Annotated in this window: 12 protein-coding genes; 6 read left to right on the top strand and 6 right to left on the bottom strand. The window is 64.9% G+C overall.

The genetic code is table 11. The features are described from left to right. Positions 1-45: 45 nt before the first annotated feature. From P8R42_26980 to P8R42_26965, 4 genes are all read left to right on the top strand, one after another. Complete coding sequence (locus P8R42_26980) at positions 46-735, top strand: TetR/AcrR family transcriptional regulator (protein ID MDG2308238.1); 690 nt, start codon at positions 46-48, stop codon at positions 733-735. Continuing rightward, positions 732-1,598 (top strand): TauD/TfdA family dioxygenase, encoded by an 867-nt coding sequence (locus tag P8R42_26975; protein ID MDG2308237.1) that lies wholly within the window; start codon positions 732-734, stop codon positions 1,596-1,598. The genes P8R42_26980 and P8R42_26975 overlap by 4 nt, the downstream gene beginning before the upstream one ends. Positions 1,599-1,695: 97 nt before the next feature. Further along, positions 1,696-2,097 (top strand): hypothetical protein, encoded by a 402-nt coding sequence (locus P8R42_26970; GenBank protein MDG2308236.1) that lies wholly within the window; start codon positions 1,696-1,698, stop codon positions 2,095-2,097. A 35-nt stretch (positions 2,098-2,132) separates the two neighbouring features. Further along, entirely contained in the window at positions 2,133-2,282 is a 150-nt protein-coding gene (locus P8R42_26965; protein ID MDG2308235.1) for a hypothetical protein, read from the top strand. 173 nt (positions 2,283-2,455) lie between these two features. Here P8R42_26965 and P8R42_26960 read toward each other — a convergent pair whose 3' ends face one another. The 5 genes from P8R42_26960 to P8R42_26940 form a co-directional block, all read right to left on the bottom strand. Then, positions 2,456-4,735 carry an AsmA-like C-terminal region-containing protein gene (locus P8R42_26960; GenBank protein ID MDG2308234.1) on the bottom strand — a complete coding sequence of 760 codons (2,280 nt, stop codon included), beginning with the start codon at positions 4,733-4,735 and terminating at the stop codon, positions 2,456-2,458. 77 nt (positions 4,736-4,812) lie between these two features. Further along, positions 4,813-6,135, bottom strand: a complete 1,323-nt coding sequence (locus tag P8R42_26955) for a DegT/DnrJ/EryC1/StrS family aminotransferase (GenBank protein MDG2308233.1) — start codon at positions 6,133-6,135, stop codon at positions 4,813-4,815. Continuing rightward, a complete protein-coding gene (locus P8R42_26950) occupies positions 6,132-7,298 on the bottom strand; it encodes a Gfo/Idh/MocA family oxidoreductase (protein ID MDG2308232.1) in 1,167 nt (388 codons plus the stop codon). The genes P8R42_26955 and P8R42_26950 overlap by 4 nt, the downstream gene beginning before the upstream one ends. A 42-nt stretch (positions 7,299-7,340) precedes the next feature. Next, on the bottom strand, positions 7,341-8,198 hold the full coding sequence (locus P8R42_26945; GenBank protein MDG2308231.1) for a hypothetical protein: 858 nt from the start codon (positions 8,196-8,198) through the stop codon (positions 7,341-7,343). A gap of 192 nt (positions 8,199-8,390) precedes the next feature. Further along, positions 8,391-9,413, bottom strand: coding sequence for a hypothetical protein (locus tag P8R42_26940; protein ID MDG2308230.1), 1,023 nt, complete (start codon positions 9,411-9,413; stop codon positions 8,391-8,393). Between the two features lie 52 nt (positions 9,414-9,465). On the opposite strand from P8R42_26940, the gene P8R42_26935 reads away from it, so the two are divergent. Next, complete coding sequence (locus P8R42_26935) at positions 9,466-10,902, top strand: trypsin-like peptidase domain-containing protein (GenBank protein ID MDG2308229.1); 1,437 nt, start codon at positions 9,466-9,468, stop codon at positions 10,900-10,902. 9 nt (positions 10,903-10,911) lie between these two features. On the opposite strand, the gene P8R42_26930 is transcribed toward P8R42_26935, so the two are convergent. Further along, the gene (locus P8R42_26930) at positions 10,912-13,386 is read right to left on the bottom strand and encodes a PAS domain S-box protein (GenBank protein MDG2308228.1); all 2,475 of its coding nucleotides are present in this window, start codon (positions 13,384-13,386) and stop codon (positions 10,912-10,914) included. A 74-nt stretch (positions 13,387-13,460) separates the two neighbouring features. Between P8R42_26930 and P8R42_26925 the strand changes: the two genes are divergently transcribed. Next, positions 13,461-13,901: a GNAT family acetyltransferase gene (locus P8R42_26925; GenBank protein ID MDG2308227.1), complete on the top strand. Its 441-nt coding sequence runs from the start codon at positions 13,461-13,463 to the stop codon at positions 13,899-13,901. Position 13,902 lies beyond the last annotated feature (1 nt).

Raw genomic sequence — 13,902 nt, 5'->3', positions numbered from 1 at the left:
CCTATCACTTGATCTTATCATTTGATAAGTCCATGCTCGGAAGAGATGTCAGACCGATCCGCACGGGAGCGCATCCTCAACGTCGCCGAGGAACTCTTCGCCGAGAGCGGCCTCGAGGGCGTATCGCTTCGGGCGATCAACGCCGCCGCGGGCCTCAGCCCGGCGGCGCTGCACTACCACTTCGGCACCAAGGAAAAGCTCCTCGAAGCCATCCTCCTGCGACGCATGCCGGCCCTCATGGCGAAACGGCGCGAGCTTCTGGACGCAATCGAGAACGACGACGATCCTCCGACGGCCCGGCAGGTCGTCGAGGCGATCGTCGGTCCGCTCCTCGACCTGGTGCTCGAGCAAGGCGACGACGGCATTCGCTATGCGCGGTTCATCGCCCGCGCCTGGAGCGACCGCCGGCTCGATCCCGCGTTCATCCGCGAACACTTCGGGAACGGCATAGAGCGAATCGGCCCGATGGCACAGCGTGCGCTCCCGGACCTGCCACCCGAGTTGGTGAGCATTCGACTCGGCATCGCACTCGAGACGAGCCTGCGTTCCCTCGCCGACCTGATGGTCCCCGCCGCAACCTCCGGACCCGACGCCGCACCGCTCGAGGCGAGAGAACGAGGCGCAGCGCTGATCGATTTCATCTCCGGCGGATTCGAAGCCACAAATCACATCGCCATCCGAACCTTCAAGCCGAAGGCGGGAAACAAGCGCAGTCCGAAGGGAGCACGACAATGACCCAGCTCGACATTCGCCCCATCGCCGGATCGCTCGGCGCAGAGATCCACGGAATCGACCTCAAGAGCGGAATCGACCGCGAGACGATCGGCGCGATCGAACAGGCACTGCTCGAGCACCTCGTCGTCTTCCTGCCCGAGCAGAACATCTCCGCCGAGCAGCACATCGCGTTCGGGGAAGCGTACGGCTCACTCACCACCGACCATCCATCGTATCTACCGACACATCCCGATCATAAAGAGATTGTCGTGCTCGCGGGTCAGGAGGGCGGTCGCGCCGACCTCTGGCACACCGACATCACGATCTCGCCGGAACCCCCGATGGGTTCGATCCTCCACATGCGTACGTCGCCCGAGTACGGCGGCGATACGATGTTCGCGAATCTCTACGCGGCCTACGACGCACTCTCCGACAAGATGAAAACCTATCTCGAAGGGGTCGTCGCCTACCACGACCTCATGGGCACGGTGAAGACGGTCATGCGCGAGCTCTCGGCGAAGGTGAATCCGGCCGACCCGGGCACCGAGATCGGCGAAGGCATGGCTGGATTCGCCAAACTCGACCTGCCAAGCGCCCACCATCCGGTCATCCGGACCCACCCGAAGACAGGGCGAAAATGTCTCTTCGTGAACCCCACGTTCACGTCTCACATCGTGAATCTGCCCATGGCAGAGGGCGACGCCGTGCTCGATTTCCTATACCGCCACTCGACGCAGCCCGAATTCCTCTGCCGCCGCCGGTGGACAGAGGGCGACATCGGATTCTGGGACAACCGGTGCACGATGCACTACGCGATCGCCGACTACTCGGACGCGCCGCGAGTGATTCACCGCGTCACTATCCAGGGTGAGGCTCCCACCTAAACCCGGCGTCACTCGACCGGAAAAGTTGAACGCGCGTTCACCGAACTGACACATTGGCGCTTGCCTGACGCCACCTGCTTCGCCATGGTCGGGGCGAATGCGTCTAGCGGAAACTACTCCCGGCTTCAGCAGGGACGCTCAGTATGCGGCACGCAGGAGGAGACTCGCACGGGATGCCCCACTCGGCGTCGGGCTTCTGCTGCTCTTCGCCGGTTCGGGTTGGGCCTTCCTCTCGCAAGTAGAAGGTTGGCTCGGCGTCGCACTGTGGATGATCGTCTCCGTGCCGCTGTGCCTCCTCGTGGAGTTCGTCCTGCGTCCCCGTGCGACGATCCGCCGTTCCGCGAAGTCGTTGCCTAGGATGCAAGTCCGCGCGCCCATGCGGGGAGAACTCGACCGTAGCCCCGGATCGACGCGCTCACAGAACAACGAATTCTCCTGGCATCGCGGCGACGATGCACCGGCACCGCGCAAACGTCGCCGCAGCTTCGCCGGGCGCTGAGTTCCCTTCCGAGCCGTCGCCTGCAAGACCTCGCGATGCCGCAGACACTCGAAGCCACCCATCCCCGGGAAGCCGACGACGCAGCAACCCGCGCACATGGCCTGGAGCGGCGGGAGCCCGAACGCTTCGTCGGGGGAGATCGCGAGAAAGAGATGGGCAGACTGCACGCGGGCGCCGACCTCTGACTCCGACAGACGTTCGATGAGGATCAGATCGGCCTCTTCGGGCAGGGCCGAGCGAACCCGATCGAGTGCGTCGCTCCATTCTTGACGTCGCCGTAGATCCCGATGCCGGCTAGAACGTAGTAGTGACGTCAGCTTGATGGCAGATGGGAGAAATCGGCGGCAATAGAGCCCGGTCAGTCTCCGAACAGGCCGCGGAGCCCCTTTTCGATGAGCTCGGCTCCGACGTCTTCGGGGCGCTTCGGTTCGGCCTCTGAATCGGCCGCGAGCGCGCCGGGTTTCGTGCCGGAGGCGTCCTTCTTCTTTCCCCCGCCGAGAAGCTCGAGGCCGGCGCCGATCGCGCCCTTCGTCAGGGCCTTCGCGACGAACTCCGCATCCGGCTTGACGCTCACGTCCGGGAGGACGCCGACGATCCGGGCCCGGACCGCGACACGCTGTTCGTCGTTCGTGATGTAGCGCGCTTCTCGCACGCTGCGAATCACATCTCCGGTCAGCTCTTCGGATGCAACGAGCGTCGTGGTGAAGTCGAGCTCTCCATCGAAGGCGACCGAACCCTCGCCGCGCAGCGTGTAGTCGCGCGCCGCTACGATCGCGTCGTCCGTGCGGGCACGCCCGTCCTCTATGAGGACCGAGGCGGACATCCTTTCGAACGTGGTGTCGTCCGCCGAGAAGAGATCGGCGTACTTCGTCCGGAGATCATCCGAGAGCAGGCCGGTCAGCCCGCTGATTCCGGTGAGGCTCTCGAGTACCAACTCGGCGAGATTCACCCCGACCAGAACGCCGTCGGTCACCACGACGCTCCCGTCTCCACGAAGCGTCTTGTGGACGGCCTCCGCGCCGGAGCCGGAGCCGGCCACCTGTAGCTTGCCCGAGAGGCGCCCCGTCATTCGCCCCCCCGCGCTCGGCGACTGACTCGCAAGCATCCGGCTCACGTCGACGCCGCGCAGCTCCTGACTAAAATCGAACCGAGGCGCTTCGGCATCACGGAGATCATATTTACCCTTTCCTTCGTAGGAGCCACCGAGCAGGTTCATCTCGATTTTTTGGAGCGACGCAACGTCGTCCGCCATCGCGAGTTCTGCGCCGAACGTATCGAACGGTACGTTGCCGAGTGAGCCCCGGTCGATCCGAACGTCCCCCTTGAACCGGGTCGCTTTGCCCGTGAACTCGAGCTTCGTCGACAGACCCTCGATCTCGTCGGTCGATCCTTCTTGCTGCCCCGAGACTTCCGCCAGCGCCACTGTCCCGGTGACCGCCGGGGGTGTCGTCCCGTCCACCTTCCCCGCAACGCTCAGGTGAACGGAGACCGTGCCCGCCAGGTCGTACCCTTTGAGCGCGGGGAGGATCTCGTTCCACCCAGCGAGGGGCGCGCCGTCGGCGTCGATACGCACGTCGATCTTCGCGTCCGGGCCCAGCTTCACCGTTCCGGAGCCGCCGAGCTCCAGCTTTGCGAGCACCAACTCGAGCTTCGTCAAATCGATCTGCTCTGAAGATTGCGTACCCGACACGGCAAGTGTGAGCGGGACTCCGGCACCCTTGTGGAACGCGTCCCCGTAGCCCAGTCGCGCGGCCGTCGCGTCCAGGTCCACCTCGAAGCCGAGGCGCGAAGGGCTGCCCTGGATGCGCGCCACGAGCGTCAAAGGATCCGGAGCGGACAACTCCGGCGGCATCGCTTCGCCCGCTCCCGGAAGCCCTCGCATCTCGTCGAGAACGACCGGGCCGATGCGAACCGCGAGATCGAGCGAAACCGCGCCCACATTCTTGGCAGTCGCCGACGTCAGCGGGCCGACTTGCCCGTCGATCCGCACGTTCGGCTCATCGGCTCCGAGCACCGCAGCGGCGAACGACACCTCCACCGGATCGTCACTGCCGACTCCGATGGCACTCACATCGAGGTGCTGCAAGGCGGTGCTCGTCGCGGGGGAGACCGTGCGATCGACGTACACGACCTCACCGTCGCGGATCGTCACGAGGCCGATCAGAAGCGCGATTCCCAGCGGGGCCGACTCATTCTCGTCGCCCTCGGAACTCGGCGGCCCGGAAGCGGCAGGCTCTGCAGGGCCCGGGGCCCCGAGCGTCTCGAAGTTCATCCCGCTCAAATCGCGGATGACGCGGACGGTCGGATCCTCGAGTACGATCTCCTGCACTTCGACTCTGCCGAAGAGCGCGGGCAGGATCGCGACTTTCACGCGAGCCACGCCGGCCCGAAGGAACGGCTCGTCGGAGAAGGCCGGGTCGTCCGCGACCTGCAGGTCGGAAACGCGAGCCCCGAAACCGCCCCAGAGCGACAGCCCGATCTCGCCGAACGAGATGCGCCGGCCGGTGGCGGACTCCGTCCGCTCTTCGATCCAATCCCGGTTCTCGTTCAAGTACCGGTTCACGTTCAGCAGGGCGAGGCCCAGTACCCCGCCCAGCACTACCAGAAGAACGAGAAGAATCAGCCCGAACCGCCGCATGCGAAGGAGACTCTACACGAAAGCCCTGCGGGCCCAAGGACTCCCGAACGGAAACCGCGCGCTAGCGCACCTCGGCGCTAGACCTCGCGGAAGTCGCTGACGTTGCTCGCGCCTTCCGCTACTTTGCGTAGAGCGCGCGCGCATTCACGCACGTACTCGGGCGGAACACTCGCAAACCCCGGCAACGACACCAAGCGCGTCACCAGCTTCCTCGTGTTCGGCAACTCGGGCGCCCGACTCTTGCGGAAGTTCTCCAACGCGACACCCATCGGGCCGCCGAGTTCGCTCGTATCCATCGTCTGGAACATCGGCGAGTCGGGGAGAAGCGCCCAACGCTGACCGAACTGCGTGTAGCGATCAACGTTCAGCGGCACACCCTCGGCCTTCGCGGCCTGGACGAAGGCTTCGCGCGACCAGTCGCTGCACTCCTTCGGATCGTACTTCAAAATGTAGTTGAGGAAGCCGCCTCGCTCGGCCTCGTCGTACGTGCCGACCGGCTGAATTCCCTTGCAGCCGCGCAGCTCCTCCTCGAGGATCCCGTAGTTGCGGCGTCGCAGGTCGTTGAGCATCGGAAGCCGCTCGAGGCCACCCGCCGCGAGCAGAACGCCGTATACGTGCGGACGGTACTTCAAGCCGAAGCTGATGTTGTCGAGCTCTTCGAACGTTCCGGCCTTCTGCTGCTTGCCCGTGCGGCCGTTGTGCCCCAGAGCGAGCATCCGGTCGTAGAGAACCGGATCGTCGGTCGTCGCGATACCGCACTCCCCACCCGAAACGGCCTTGGCGCCCTGCAGGCTGAAGCAGCCGATGTCGCCCCACGAACCAACCGGCCGACCCGCGTAGGTCGCGCCGGGCGCGTGTGAGCAGTCCTCGATCAGCGCCACGCGATGTCGACGCGCAATGTCGAGGAACGCGTCCATCTTGCCCGGGTTTCCCCAGACGTGAACGACACAGATCGCCTTGGTGCGCGGCGTGATGAGCTTCTCGACGTGCTCCGGATCCGCGATGAGCGTGTTCTCGTCCACGTCGCAGAAGACGGGCGTCGCACCAGTCTGCAGGATCGGCGTGGTCGAAGCGAAGAACGTGTACGCCGGCACGATGACTTCATCGCCGGGGCGACAGCCCACCGCGAAATAGGCGCTGTGCAGAGTCGACGTGCCGCTGTTCATGGCGAGGCCGTACTTCGTCCCGACCATCTTGGCCCACTTCTGTTCGAACTGACCCTGCGCACCACGGCCATCGGAGATCGTGTTCACGTCGCGAAGGCCGCTGTAGAGAACCGAGACGATGTCCTTGAACGTGACCTTGCGCCACTTGTCCGTCGGGCGCTTTATCGTGACGGCCTTCTTGCCGCCGAAGATCGCCAGCTTGCCGTTTGCGCCATTCGCGCCCGCTTCGCTCATCCTGCCTGTCTCCCGCTGATCGCCGTCAAATTATTCTTGTCACCGCCGGCACCCGGTCGAGTGCGATAAATCTCGGCGGTGATGCCGTTGTAGTACGTCGCCGACGAACCGAGAGGGAACACGACCGGCTCCCCGAGAATAGCCGAGGTGTAGATCCCCGTCGCGAGTTCCACGGCGGGTCGCGACGACGCCGGCCCCACGGGCAACGGCTGATCCATGTCGAGCGCCTTCAGGATCGCCTCGAAGTAGGGGCGGTGGCTGCCACCGTCGCCCTTCTTCTTCGTAGGGCGTCCGAGCTTGCCTTTGATTTTGTCGCCGCCCTTTTCGACCACCTTGGTCGCGAGAGTCTGCAAGCGGGCAAGCCCACTGCCGCCGCCGTCGTCGTCACTCTTGGACGCGTAGCGATGGACTTTATTGGTACCGACGACGTCGAACATGACCCCCGACTTGCCGACTCCCGTCGACGAACTACACGACACGATCGCACCGTTCTTAAATCGAATTGTCGCGGCGAACGCATCTTCCGACTCGATGTCGAGGTGCACGGTATCCATCATCGCCGAGACGCTCTCGGGCTCGCCGTAGACGAGACACATCAGATCGAGCTCGTGTACGAACTGGGTCATCACGGTGCCGCCACCGGACATCTTCCAACTGCCCCAGTTCTTGGCGTTCTGCACGAAGGCGCCGCGCGCGGTCCGATTAAACGTTCCGCCGACGAGACGTCCCAGCGATTCATCGTCCTTCAACCGCATGAGGCGCTCGACGTCGGTCGCGTAGCGGCGCTGGAACACCGTCGAGAGCTTGCCCGGGTACTGCTTCTCGAACTCGATGAGCTCGTCGACCTCGGCCAGCGTCGGGGCGAGAGGCTTCTCCGAGATGACCCACTTCCCCGCGACGAGCGCGTCCTTCACGATCTGCGCATGCACACCCGGAGGGGTGCAGATGTCGATGATGTCGATGTCGGGGCGCGCGAGAAGCTCGCGGTAGTCCGTCGTCGAAACCGGAAGGAAGTGCTTCTGGCCTGCCTGGCGCAGGCGAAGCTCGTCGGTGTCGGAGATCCCGACGATCCGAAAGCGCTTTGAAAGATATTTGTACGCCTGCAGGTGCGAGGGAAAGATTGCCCCCGCTCCGACGACGCCGACACCGAACTTCCTGCTCATGGTTTTCCTAACTTGGGTTTGCCGGGCGGCTCGCCGCCTCGGTCATCCGGGGAGCCCGCCGCTCACGCGACCGAGCTTCTTACTCACCTTCTCCGCAGTGGCTCGACCGGAACGGACGAGCGACTCGACCCGGCCCGGGTGGTGCACGGGCTCGGCCGCCAAATCCCGCCAGATGCCCGAAGGCGAAAGCCACTCGGGGAACCAGCGATCCATATCCTCACCACAAAAACGCTCGAACGAGGCGCGTTGCGTCTTCGTCCAGCGAGTCCAGTAGCTCACGGGTTGCCGCGCGGTGTTCAGCTGCTCGACGACGACCTTTCCTTGCTCGGACAGCCCGAGGAATGCCTGCAAGCGAGGGATCGCGGATGTGAGGCGATCGAGGCGAACCTTGGTGTGCAGGGACTCGTCGAGTCCCGACAACTCGGTCTCGATCAACCGGTTGTACTTACTCCAGCACCAGCAGCACTTCTCGAACCTAGAGAGGCTCTCCCACTCCTCCGAGGAGAAGTCGCCGGTGCGATCCCCATGCAGACGGGCCCGCCGCCACATGATGCCCTGGCGCGGATACACCTCGTCGTACCAACCGCGATAGTACATCGACGCGACGGAATCGCGGCCGTCGCGAATCAGCCAGATGTATTGGGCTTCGGGGAAGACGTCGCGCAGGATCGGGAAGAGCAGCGTATGCTGCAGGTTCACTTCCCCGTATACCTTGCCGTCGACAGTCGCCTCGCGGGTCTCGCGCAGCGTCTGCGCGAGCTCATTGCGCGACGAACCACCGGTGTAGAAGTCGGTGGCTTCCGCCGCGAGCTCCGGCTGCGGGTGATGCAGGCAGACGGTGCCCGGAATCTGATTGAGGGCGGTAGCGATGGTCCTGCTACCGGCGCGCCCGGTGCTCAAGACAAAATACATCGCCTCTCAGGGTGCCCGAAAATGAAACACGCGGGTGCAAGCCCGCGCAATTGAAGGAAAAAGTCTGGCTTCTGCGGATATATCGGTATGGAAGGAGGGATCCTCAAGCAAGCAAGGAGAATCGAGCGTTACGCCGGAGCCCGCACGGCTTGGGCAAGGCCCTATTGTACGCAGCCGCGCCTACCAGTCCACCCGTAGATGGTCCCAATCGACATGCGCGCCCGCGCGCGCCGCTCCTCCGAACCAGGCCACAGTGAGGCCGATGTAGCCGGGGGGGAGGGCCCGGCCCAGGGGTTCCGCCAGTAATGCGGTCGGAAAGCGACGCTCGTGCGTGCCTCCCTGCGCGGCATCGTCGGGGACGATCGGAACGAAGCCTGCCCCGTCAAAGCGCAGAACCGAGTACCGATAGGACTCGGCGCCCCGCTCGATTTCGATCCGGTACCACCCCGCCGGGAACGCCACGCCCTTTCCACCGACGCTATAGGGCAAGTACGAAACGTCGATCAGGTCGTTCGGCCGCCCTCCCGATTCCGAGACCTCGTTCGGTACTTCCACCGCGAACCCGACGCTCCCTCCCCGAATCGGGGAGTCGCGATCGGCGGGCTCGCCGAACGCACCCCCGATGACCCCGTACCACCGATAGCGGTCCGGCCCGTCCCCGTGGCTCGTCGCCGTGTCGGCGATACCAGCGCAGTCCCGGTCACACGCGGTCTCGGTGACGGTGAGGTTATGGAGGATGAGGTAGTGCTCTCCCGCGCCGCCCACCGCGACGTCCTCGTGGACGTGGAGATCCACCCGCAGGCGGCCCGTCTCCGACGCCTGCCGGTCGCGGGTCGTCATGATCTCGAGTACGCCCCGGTTCGCCGTTCCGAAGGGTCCCCCGTCCGCCTCGAATTCCGCGAACCGGTGGACGGCGACCGAATCACCATCGCAGCCCGCCGCGCCCCGACACGCCGGCGCCCCGTGTTCCGCGCCGGGGGCACCTTCCCACGAGAACGAGCCCGGATCCCCACAGGCCCCGCTCGTGACCCGGCGGACGAAGGCTCCGTGCCCTCCGCGGCAGGTGGCCGCATCGGGAGCGGTCCAATCGCGATCGAAGGTCTCGATCATCTCGAGGGCGGGCACCGGGGTCGGCGCCAAGCACAGAAGAACGGCCAGCAGGAGCGCGCCGGGAACTCGGAGGTTTCGGGGATTTCGTCGCATGGAGCCCATCTCGGGGTGTTTCCCTGGTTCTCTTCGATTACCCATCTTCTTCATGAATGCACGCCTGATCGCATGCGCGGCCGTTCTCGCAACGGTTCTCTTCTCGGCGGCCGGACCTGCCGAAGCCGGCACCAATCTGACGGCGCTAAGCGACGCCACCGAAGACCTCGTCGCACGGGTCCAGCCCGGCGTCGTCCAGGTGCTCGCCACCGGGTACGGACCAGGTGGCCCCGCGCGACTCTCTTCCGCGGCGACGAGCAGTCTCCTCACGACACAGCGTTCGACCGGCTCCGGCGTCATCATCGATGCTTCCGGCTACATCATCACGAACGCACACGTGATCGGCGGCGCGCAGAAGGTTCATGTCGTTCTGCCGCACGAGCACAAGGGCAAGGGCGGAAAGAACTCAATCGTTCGACCGCGCGGCCAGCAGGTCGAAGCGAAGCTCGTCGGGCTCGATCGCGAAACCGATCTCGCGCTGCTCAAGGTCTCGGAGAAGAACCTGCCGACCGTGAAGATCGGCGACTCCGACAAGCTCCGCACGGGCGAGCTCGTCGTCGCCATCGGCAGCCCAATGGGCCTCGGCGGCTCGGTGTCTCTCGGCGTCGTGAGCGCCCTCGGGCGTCAGCGCGGACCCGAAGACCGGATGGTCTACATCCAGACCGACGCACCCATCAATCCGGGCCACAGCGGCGGAGCCCTCGTCGATACCGAGGGCAATCTGGTCGGGATCAACACCTTCATCTTGTCCCACTCCGGCGGCAGCGAAGGCATCGGCTTTGCCGCGCCGAGCAACATCGTGAAGTCCGTTTATCAGCAGCTGAAGACGAACGGCCGTGTCCGGCGCGGAAACATCGGCGCGTTCCCGCAAACGATTACTCCGCTCCTCGCGGACGCCCTCGGTCTCGGTCGCGACCGTGGCGTCGTCCTCGGAGACGTCGAGCCCGGCGGGCCGGCCTACGCCGCCGGTCTCCAGATCGGCGACATCATCCTCAGCATGGGCGGCAAGCCGATGGAGAACGGCCGGCAGCTCGAGGTCAACGTGTACCAGCATCCCCCCGGCGACGTGATCGAGATGGAGATCGAACGCGCGGGCGTAAAGTCGACGGAGTACGTCTCCGTGCGCGAGCGCGAAGGAGAGCCTGAGCGCATCGCCGAAATGGTGCGCCCAGAGAAGAACCTGGTGCCCGGCCTCGGCATCCTGGGTATCGAGCTAGACAGTGAGGTCACGAAACATCTGCCCCCGCTGCGCATCTCGCGCGGGGTCGCGGTCGCCGGCCGAGCGGCCGACGGTCCATTGTTCGAAATGCCACTCGTTCCGGGTGACGTCATCATCGCCGTGAACGGCACAGACATCGTCACGCTCGAGCAGCTGCGAGAAGAGATCGATCAGTTGCCCGGCGGAGAAGCGGCCGTGCTGCAGGTTCAGCGCGGGCCCGGACTGGTGTTCGTCGCGTTCGAGGCCAAGCCAAAGCCGGGCGGAAGCTGAGCCGACTCTTCAGGCTCTCTTCGTTCGACGCGGCACCGCGCGCACAGGCGGGCCTTTGCGATGGCCCGCACGCCGGAACACCGCGGTCATCGCGGAGCGAAACTGCTTCTGCTTGATCGGCTTCGTGACGGACGCCTGGAAGCCCAGCCCTTCGACCTCGATTTCCGGCGACGTCGCAAGCGGCGTGAGCGCCACCATCGGAACGTTCGACCCTTGCGCCGCTCCACGAATCCACCGAGCCACCGTGACACCGTCGGGGTCCGGCATGTCGAGATCGATCAGGACCAAGCCGTACGGTGAACCCTCGCGGTACGCGGCGTTGAGGCGCGTACACGCGGTCGTGCCCTCGGCCGCCCCGTCGGCGTAACAACCCCATTCCCGGAGACGGTGAAGCAGGTGACGGCGGCTCGCCTCGTTGTCATCCACCACCAGGATTCGAAATCCCCTCGGCAGAGGCGGCGCTTCCGCCGTCCCGTTCCCTTCGGCCGCCAGCGGAACCGAGAATGAGAAGACGCTCCCGGTGCCTTCTACGCTGTCCACCCCGATCGTGCCATCCATCACGTCCACCAAGCGGTGCGCGATGGTCAGGCCCAAACCCGTGCCGCCGTACTGACGCGTCGTGGAGCTATCGGCCTGGGTGAACGCTTCGAAGATGCGGCTTTGGTGCTCTGGCCGGATGCCGACGCCGGTATCACGCACCATCCCGGACACCATGAAGTGATTGTGCTCGGCCGTCGGTTCCGCAAACAAGCGAATGAGCACCTCGCCTCGTTCGGTGAATTTGATCGCGTTCCCTCCCAGGTTCACCAACACCTGGCGTAGCCGTCCGGGATCGCCGATGAGCCGGTCGGGGACCGACTGGTCGAGGCAGCCGATCAACTCGAGACCTTTGCGCTGGGCCTCCGCGGCAAGCGTGTCGATCACGCCGTCGAGAAGACTCTCCGGCTCGAACTCGATCCTCTCGAGCGGCAGGTGCCCGGCCTCGATCTTCGAGAAGTCGAGCACGTCGTTGAGGATCGTCATGAGGCTCTGCGCGCACGAACGTGCCCGGTTGAGAAAGTCGCTCCGCTCCCCGGCGTCCGTCGTGTCGATCGCCAACTCCGTCATCCCGAAGATGCCGTTCAGCGGCGTACGAATCTCGTGACTCATCGTCGCCAGGAACTCGGTCTTGACCTCCGCGGCCGCCTCGGCGGCCTCCTTCGACTCTCGAAGGCGCTCCGCGGCCTCCACACGCTCGGTGATGTCGCGCACGAACGCGGTGTAATGCTGTTGGCTGTCCGTGCCGATCGACGACGTAGAGAACTCGATCGGGAATTCTTCTCCGTTCTTTCGAAGCGCGCGGGCCTCGAGGCGGCGCCCCAGAACGCGGCTGTCGCCGGTGGATCCGTACCGCTCTGCCTCACCGATCAGCGTCGGTTTGAGGGACGGGGGGACCAACCAATCCATCAGTAGTTGGCCGACGACTTCACTGCGCGTCCAACCGAAGATCCTCTCCGCCTGGCGGTTCCACCCGACGATCCGTCCACGGCGGTCCATCGAGACGACGCCGTCCAGGGCGGTATCCACGACGAGGCGATTCTTCTCCTCGCTCGCGCGCAGAGCGCGTTGCGTCCACGTCTGCTCCGTCACATCGCGCATCGTGACCACCGCACGCAGCGCATCGGGAGCGTGCGCGTCGGTGCGCGTCAGTTCGACCCATGCAATCTCTCCGCTCGGTCGCCGAAGCGGCAGAGCCGTCCGGAAAGAGTCGAGAGCCGGATGGCAGAACGGACAACTGACGGCGGGGTAGACCCGCTCGCCCCGCGGCTCGAGGTGCAGGAGAGGGTGTTCCAACTGTCGGAGCAACTCCGACTGGGACCGTCCCAAGACACGTTCCGCGACCGGGTTCACGAAGCTAATCAGCCCCGCCGCGTCGACGCCGTAGATCGCCTCGCCCGCGGAGTCTACGAGCAGACGGTTCTGTCGGTTCAGAATCTCGAGTTCCACGAACGTACTGCGTCGGACTGCGGTCACTACGATCGCCAAGAGAGCCGTCGCCACTAGGTCGATACTCCAGTGCGCCGCCGGCGGCGGCGCTTGCAGCGGAAGCAACGCGATCCAACCCAACGTCCCAGCCAACACCGAGATGACGATCGTACGGAGGTCGAGAACGAGACAACCGATCCCGAGCAGAGTGATCAGCAACGTCGTCGTCTGTCCCGCATCACCGGTAATGCCGACGAAGGCCAACGCAAAGAAGATCGCGGTGAGAGCAGCGGCGAGCGTCAGCGGCGCGAGCAACCTCGTCGGCGCGGTTCGAAGCCACGCCCACAAAAAAACGAAACTACTTGACGTGAAGAACGCGAGCGCCGCATACAACCAACCCGGTTCGATGGGCGGATGCACGATGTACACCACTCCGACAGCCGCGTAGACGGCTGCGATCCAGGGGAAGCCCGCACGTGCTCCGCTTCGGGCTCGTTCTGAGAGGTCGATGTTGTCCAACGGAGAACCCGTTTCTCTTGTACACCCTTCGTCAAGTCCTTGCGCGTGCGATGTGCAGATGAGAAACGGGCGTATTGGCCGACGGTAGCGCATCTTTTCTCGTACGAACGTACGTTCCAGCCGACCAGGCAGGCATCATCCGTCTCTGGGAGCACTGCGGGCTCGTCAGTCCATCGAATGACCCGAAACGGGACATCGACCTAAAGCTCTCATTTCAGCCCGGTCTTCTGTTCGTCGCCGAGAGCGACGGCCGAATCATCGCCTCCGTGATGGCGGGGTACGAGGGCCACCGCGGGTGGATCAACTACCTCGCGGTGGCACCCGAACACCGACGGGAAGGCCTCGGGCGAAGGATGATGGGGATGGCAGAAGACGCCCTCCGCAAGCTCGGGTGCCCCAAGGTCAACTTGCAGGTCCGCGCCGACAATCAGGCCGTGGTCGAGTTCTACGAGCGGATCGGGTTCGCCGTGGAGAAACGCTTCTCGCTCGGCAAGCGGCTCGACTCAGGACACTAGG

This window comes from Candidatus Binatia bacterium (assembly GCA_029243485.1).
Taxonomy (GTDB): domain Bacteria; phylum Desulfobacterota; class Binatia; order UBA12015; family UBA12015; genus VGTG01.
Note: the sequence above shows the minus strand (reverse complement) of the source record. Positions and strands in the feature narration are given on the sequence as shown.

Excerpts from the sequence above, each read along its gene's own strand:
- P8R42_26980 (MDG2308238.1), top strand. The coding sequence starts at position 46 with ATGTCAGACCGATCCGCACGGGAGCGCATCCTCAACGTCGCCGAGGAA.
- P8R42_26975 (MDG2308237.1), top strand. The coding sequence starts at position 732 with ATGACCCAGCTCGACATTCGCCCCATCGCCGGATCGCTCGGCGCAGAG.
- P8R42_26970 (MDG2308236.1), top strand. The coding sequence starts at position 1,696 with ATGCGTCTAGCGGAAACTACTCCCGGCTTCAGCAGGGACGCTCAGTAT.
- P8R42_26965 (MDG2308235.1), top strand. The coding sequence starts at position 2,133 with ATGCCGCAGACACTCGAAGCCACCCATCCCCGGGAAGCCGACGACGCA.
- P8R42_26960 (MDG2308234.1), bottom strand. The coding sequence starts at position 4,735 with ATGCGGCGGTTCGGGCTGATTCTTCTCGTTCTTCTGGTAGTGCTGGGC.
- P8R42_26955 (MDG2308233.1), bottom strand. The coding sequence starts at position 6,135 with ATGAGCGAAGCGGGCGCGAATGGCGCAAACGGCAAGCTGGCGATCTTC.
- P8R42_26950 (MDG2308232.1), bottom strand. The coding sequence starts at position 7,298 with ATGAGCAGGAAGTTCGGTGTCGGCGTCGTCGGAGCGGGGGCAATCTTT.
- P8R42_26940 (MDG2308230.1), bottom strand. The coding sequence starts at position 9,413 with ATGCGACGAAATCCCCGAAACCTCCGAGTTCCCGGCGCGCTCCTGCTG.
- P8R42_26935 (MDG2308229.1), top strand. The coding sequence starts at position 9,466 with ATGAATGCACGCCTGATCGCATGCGCGGCCGTTCTCGCAACGGTTCTC.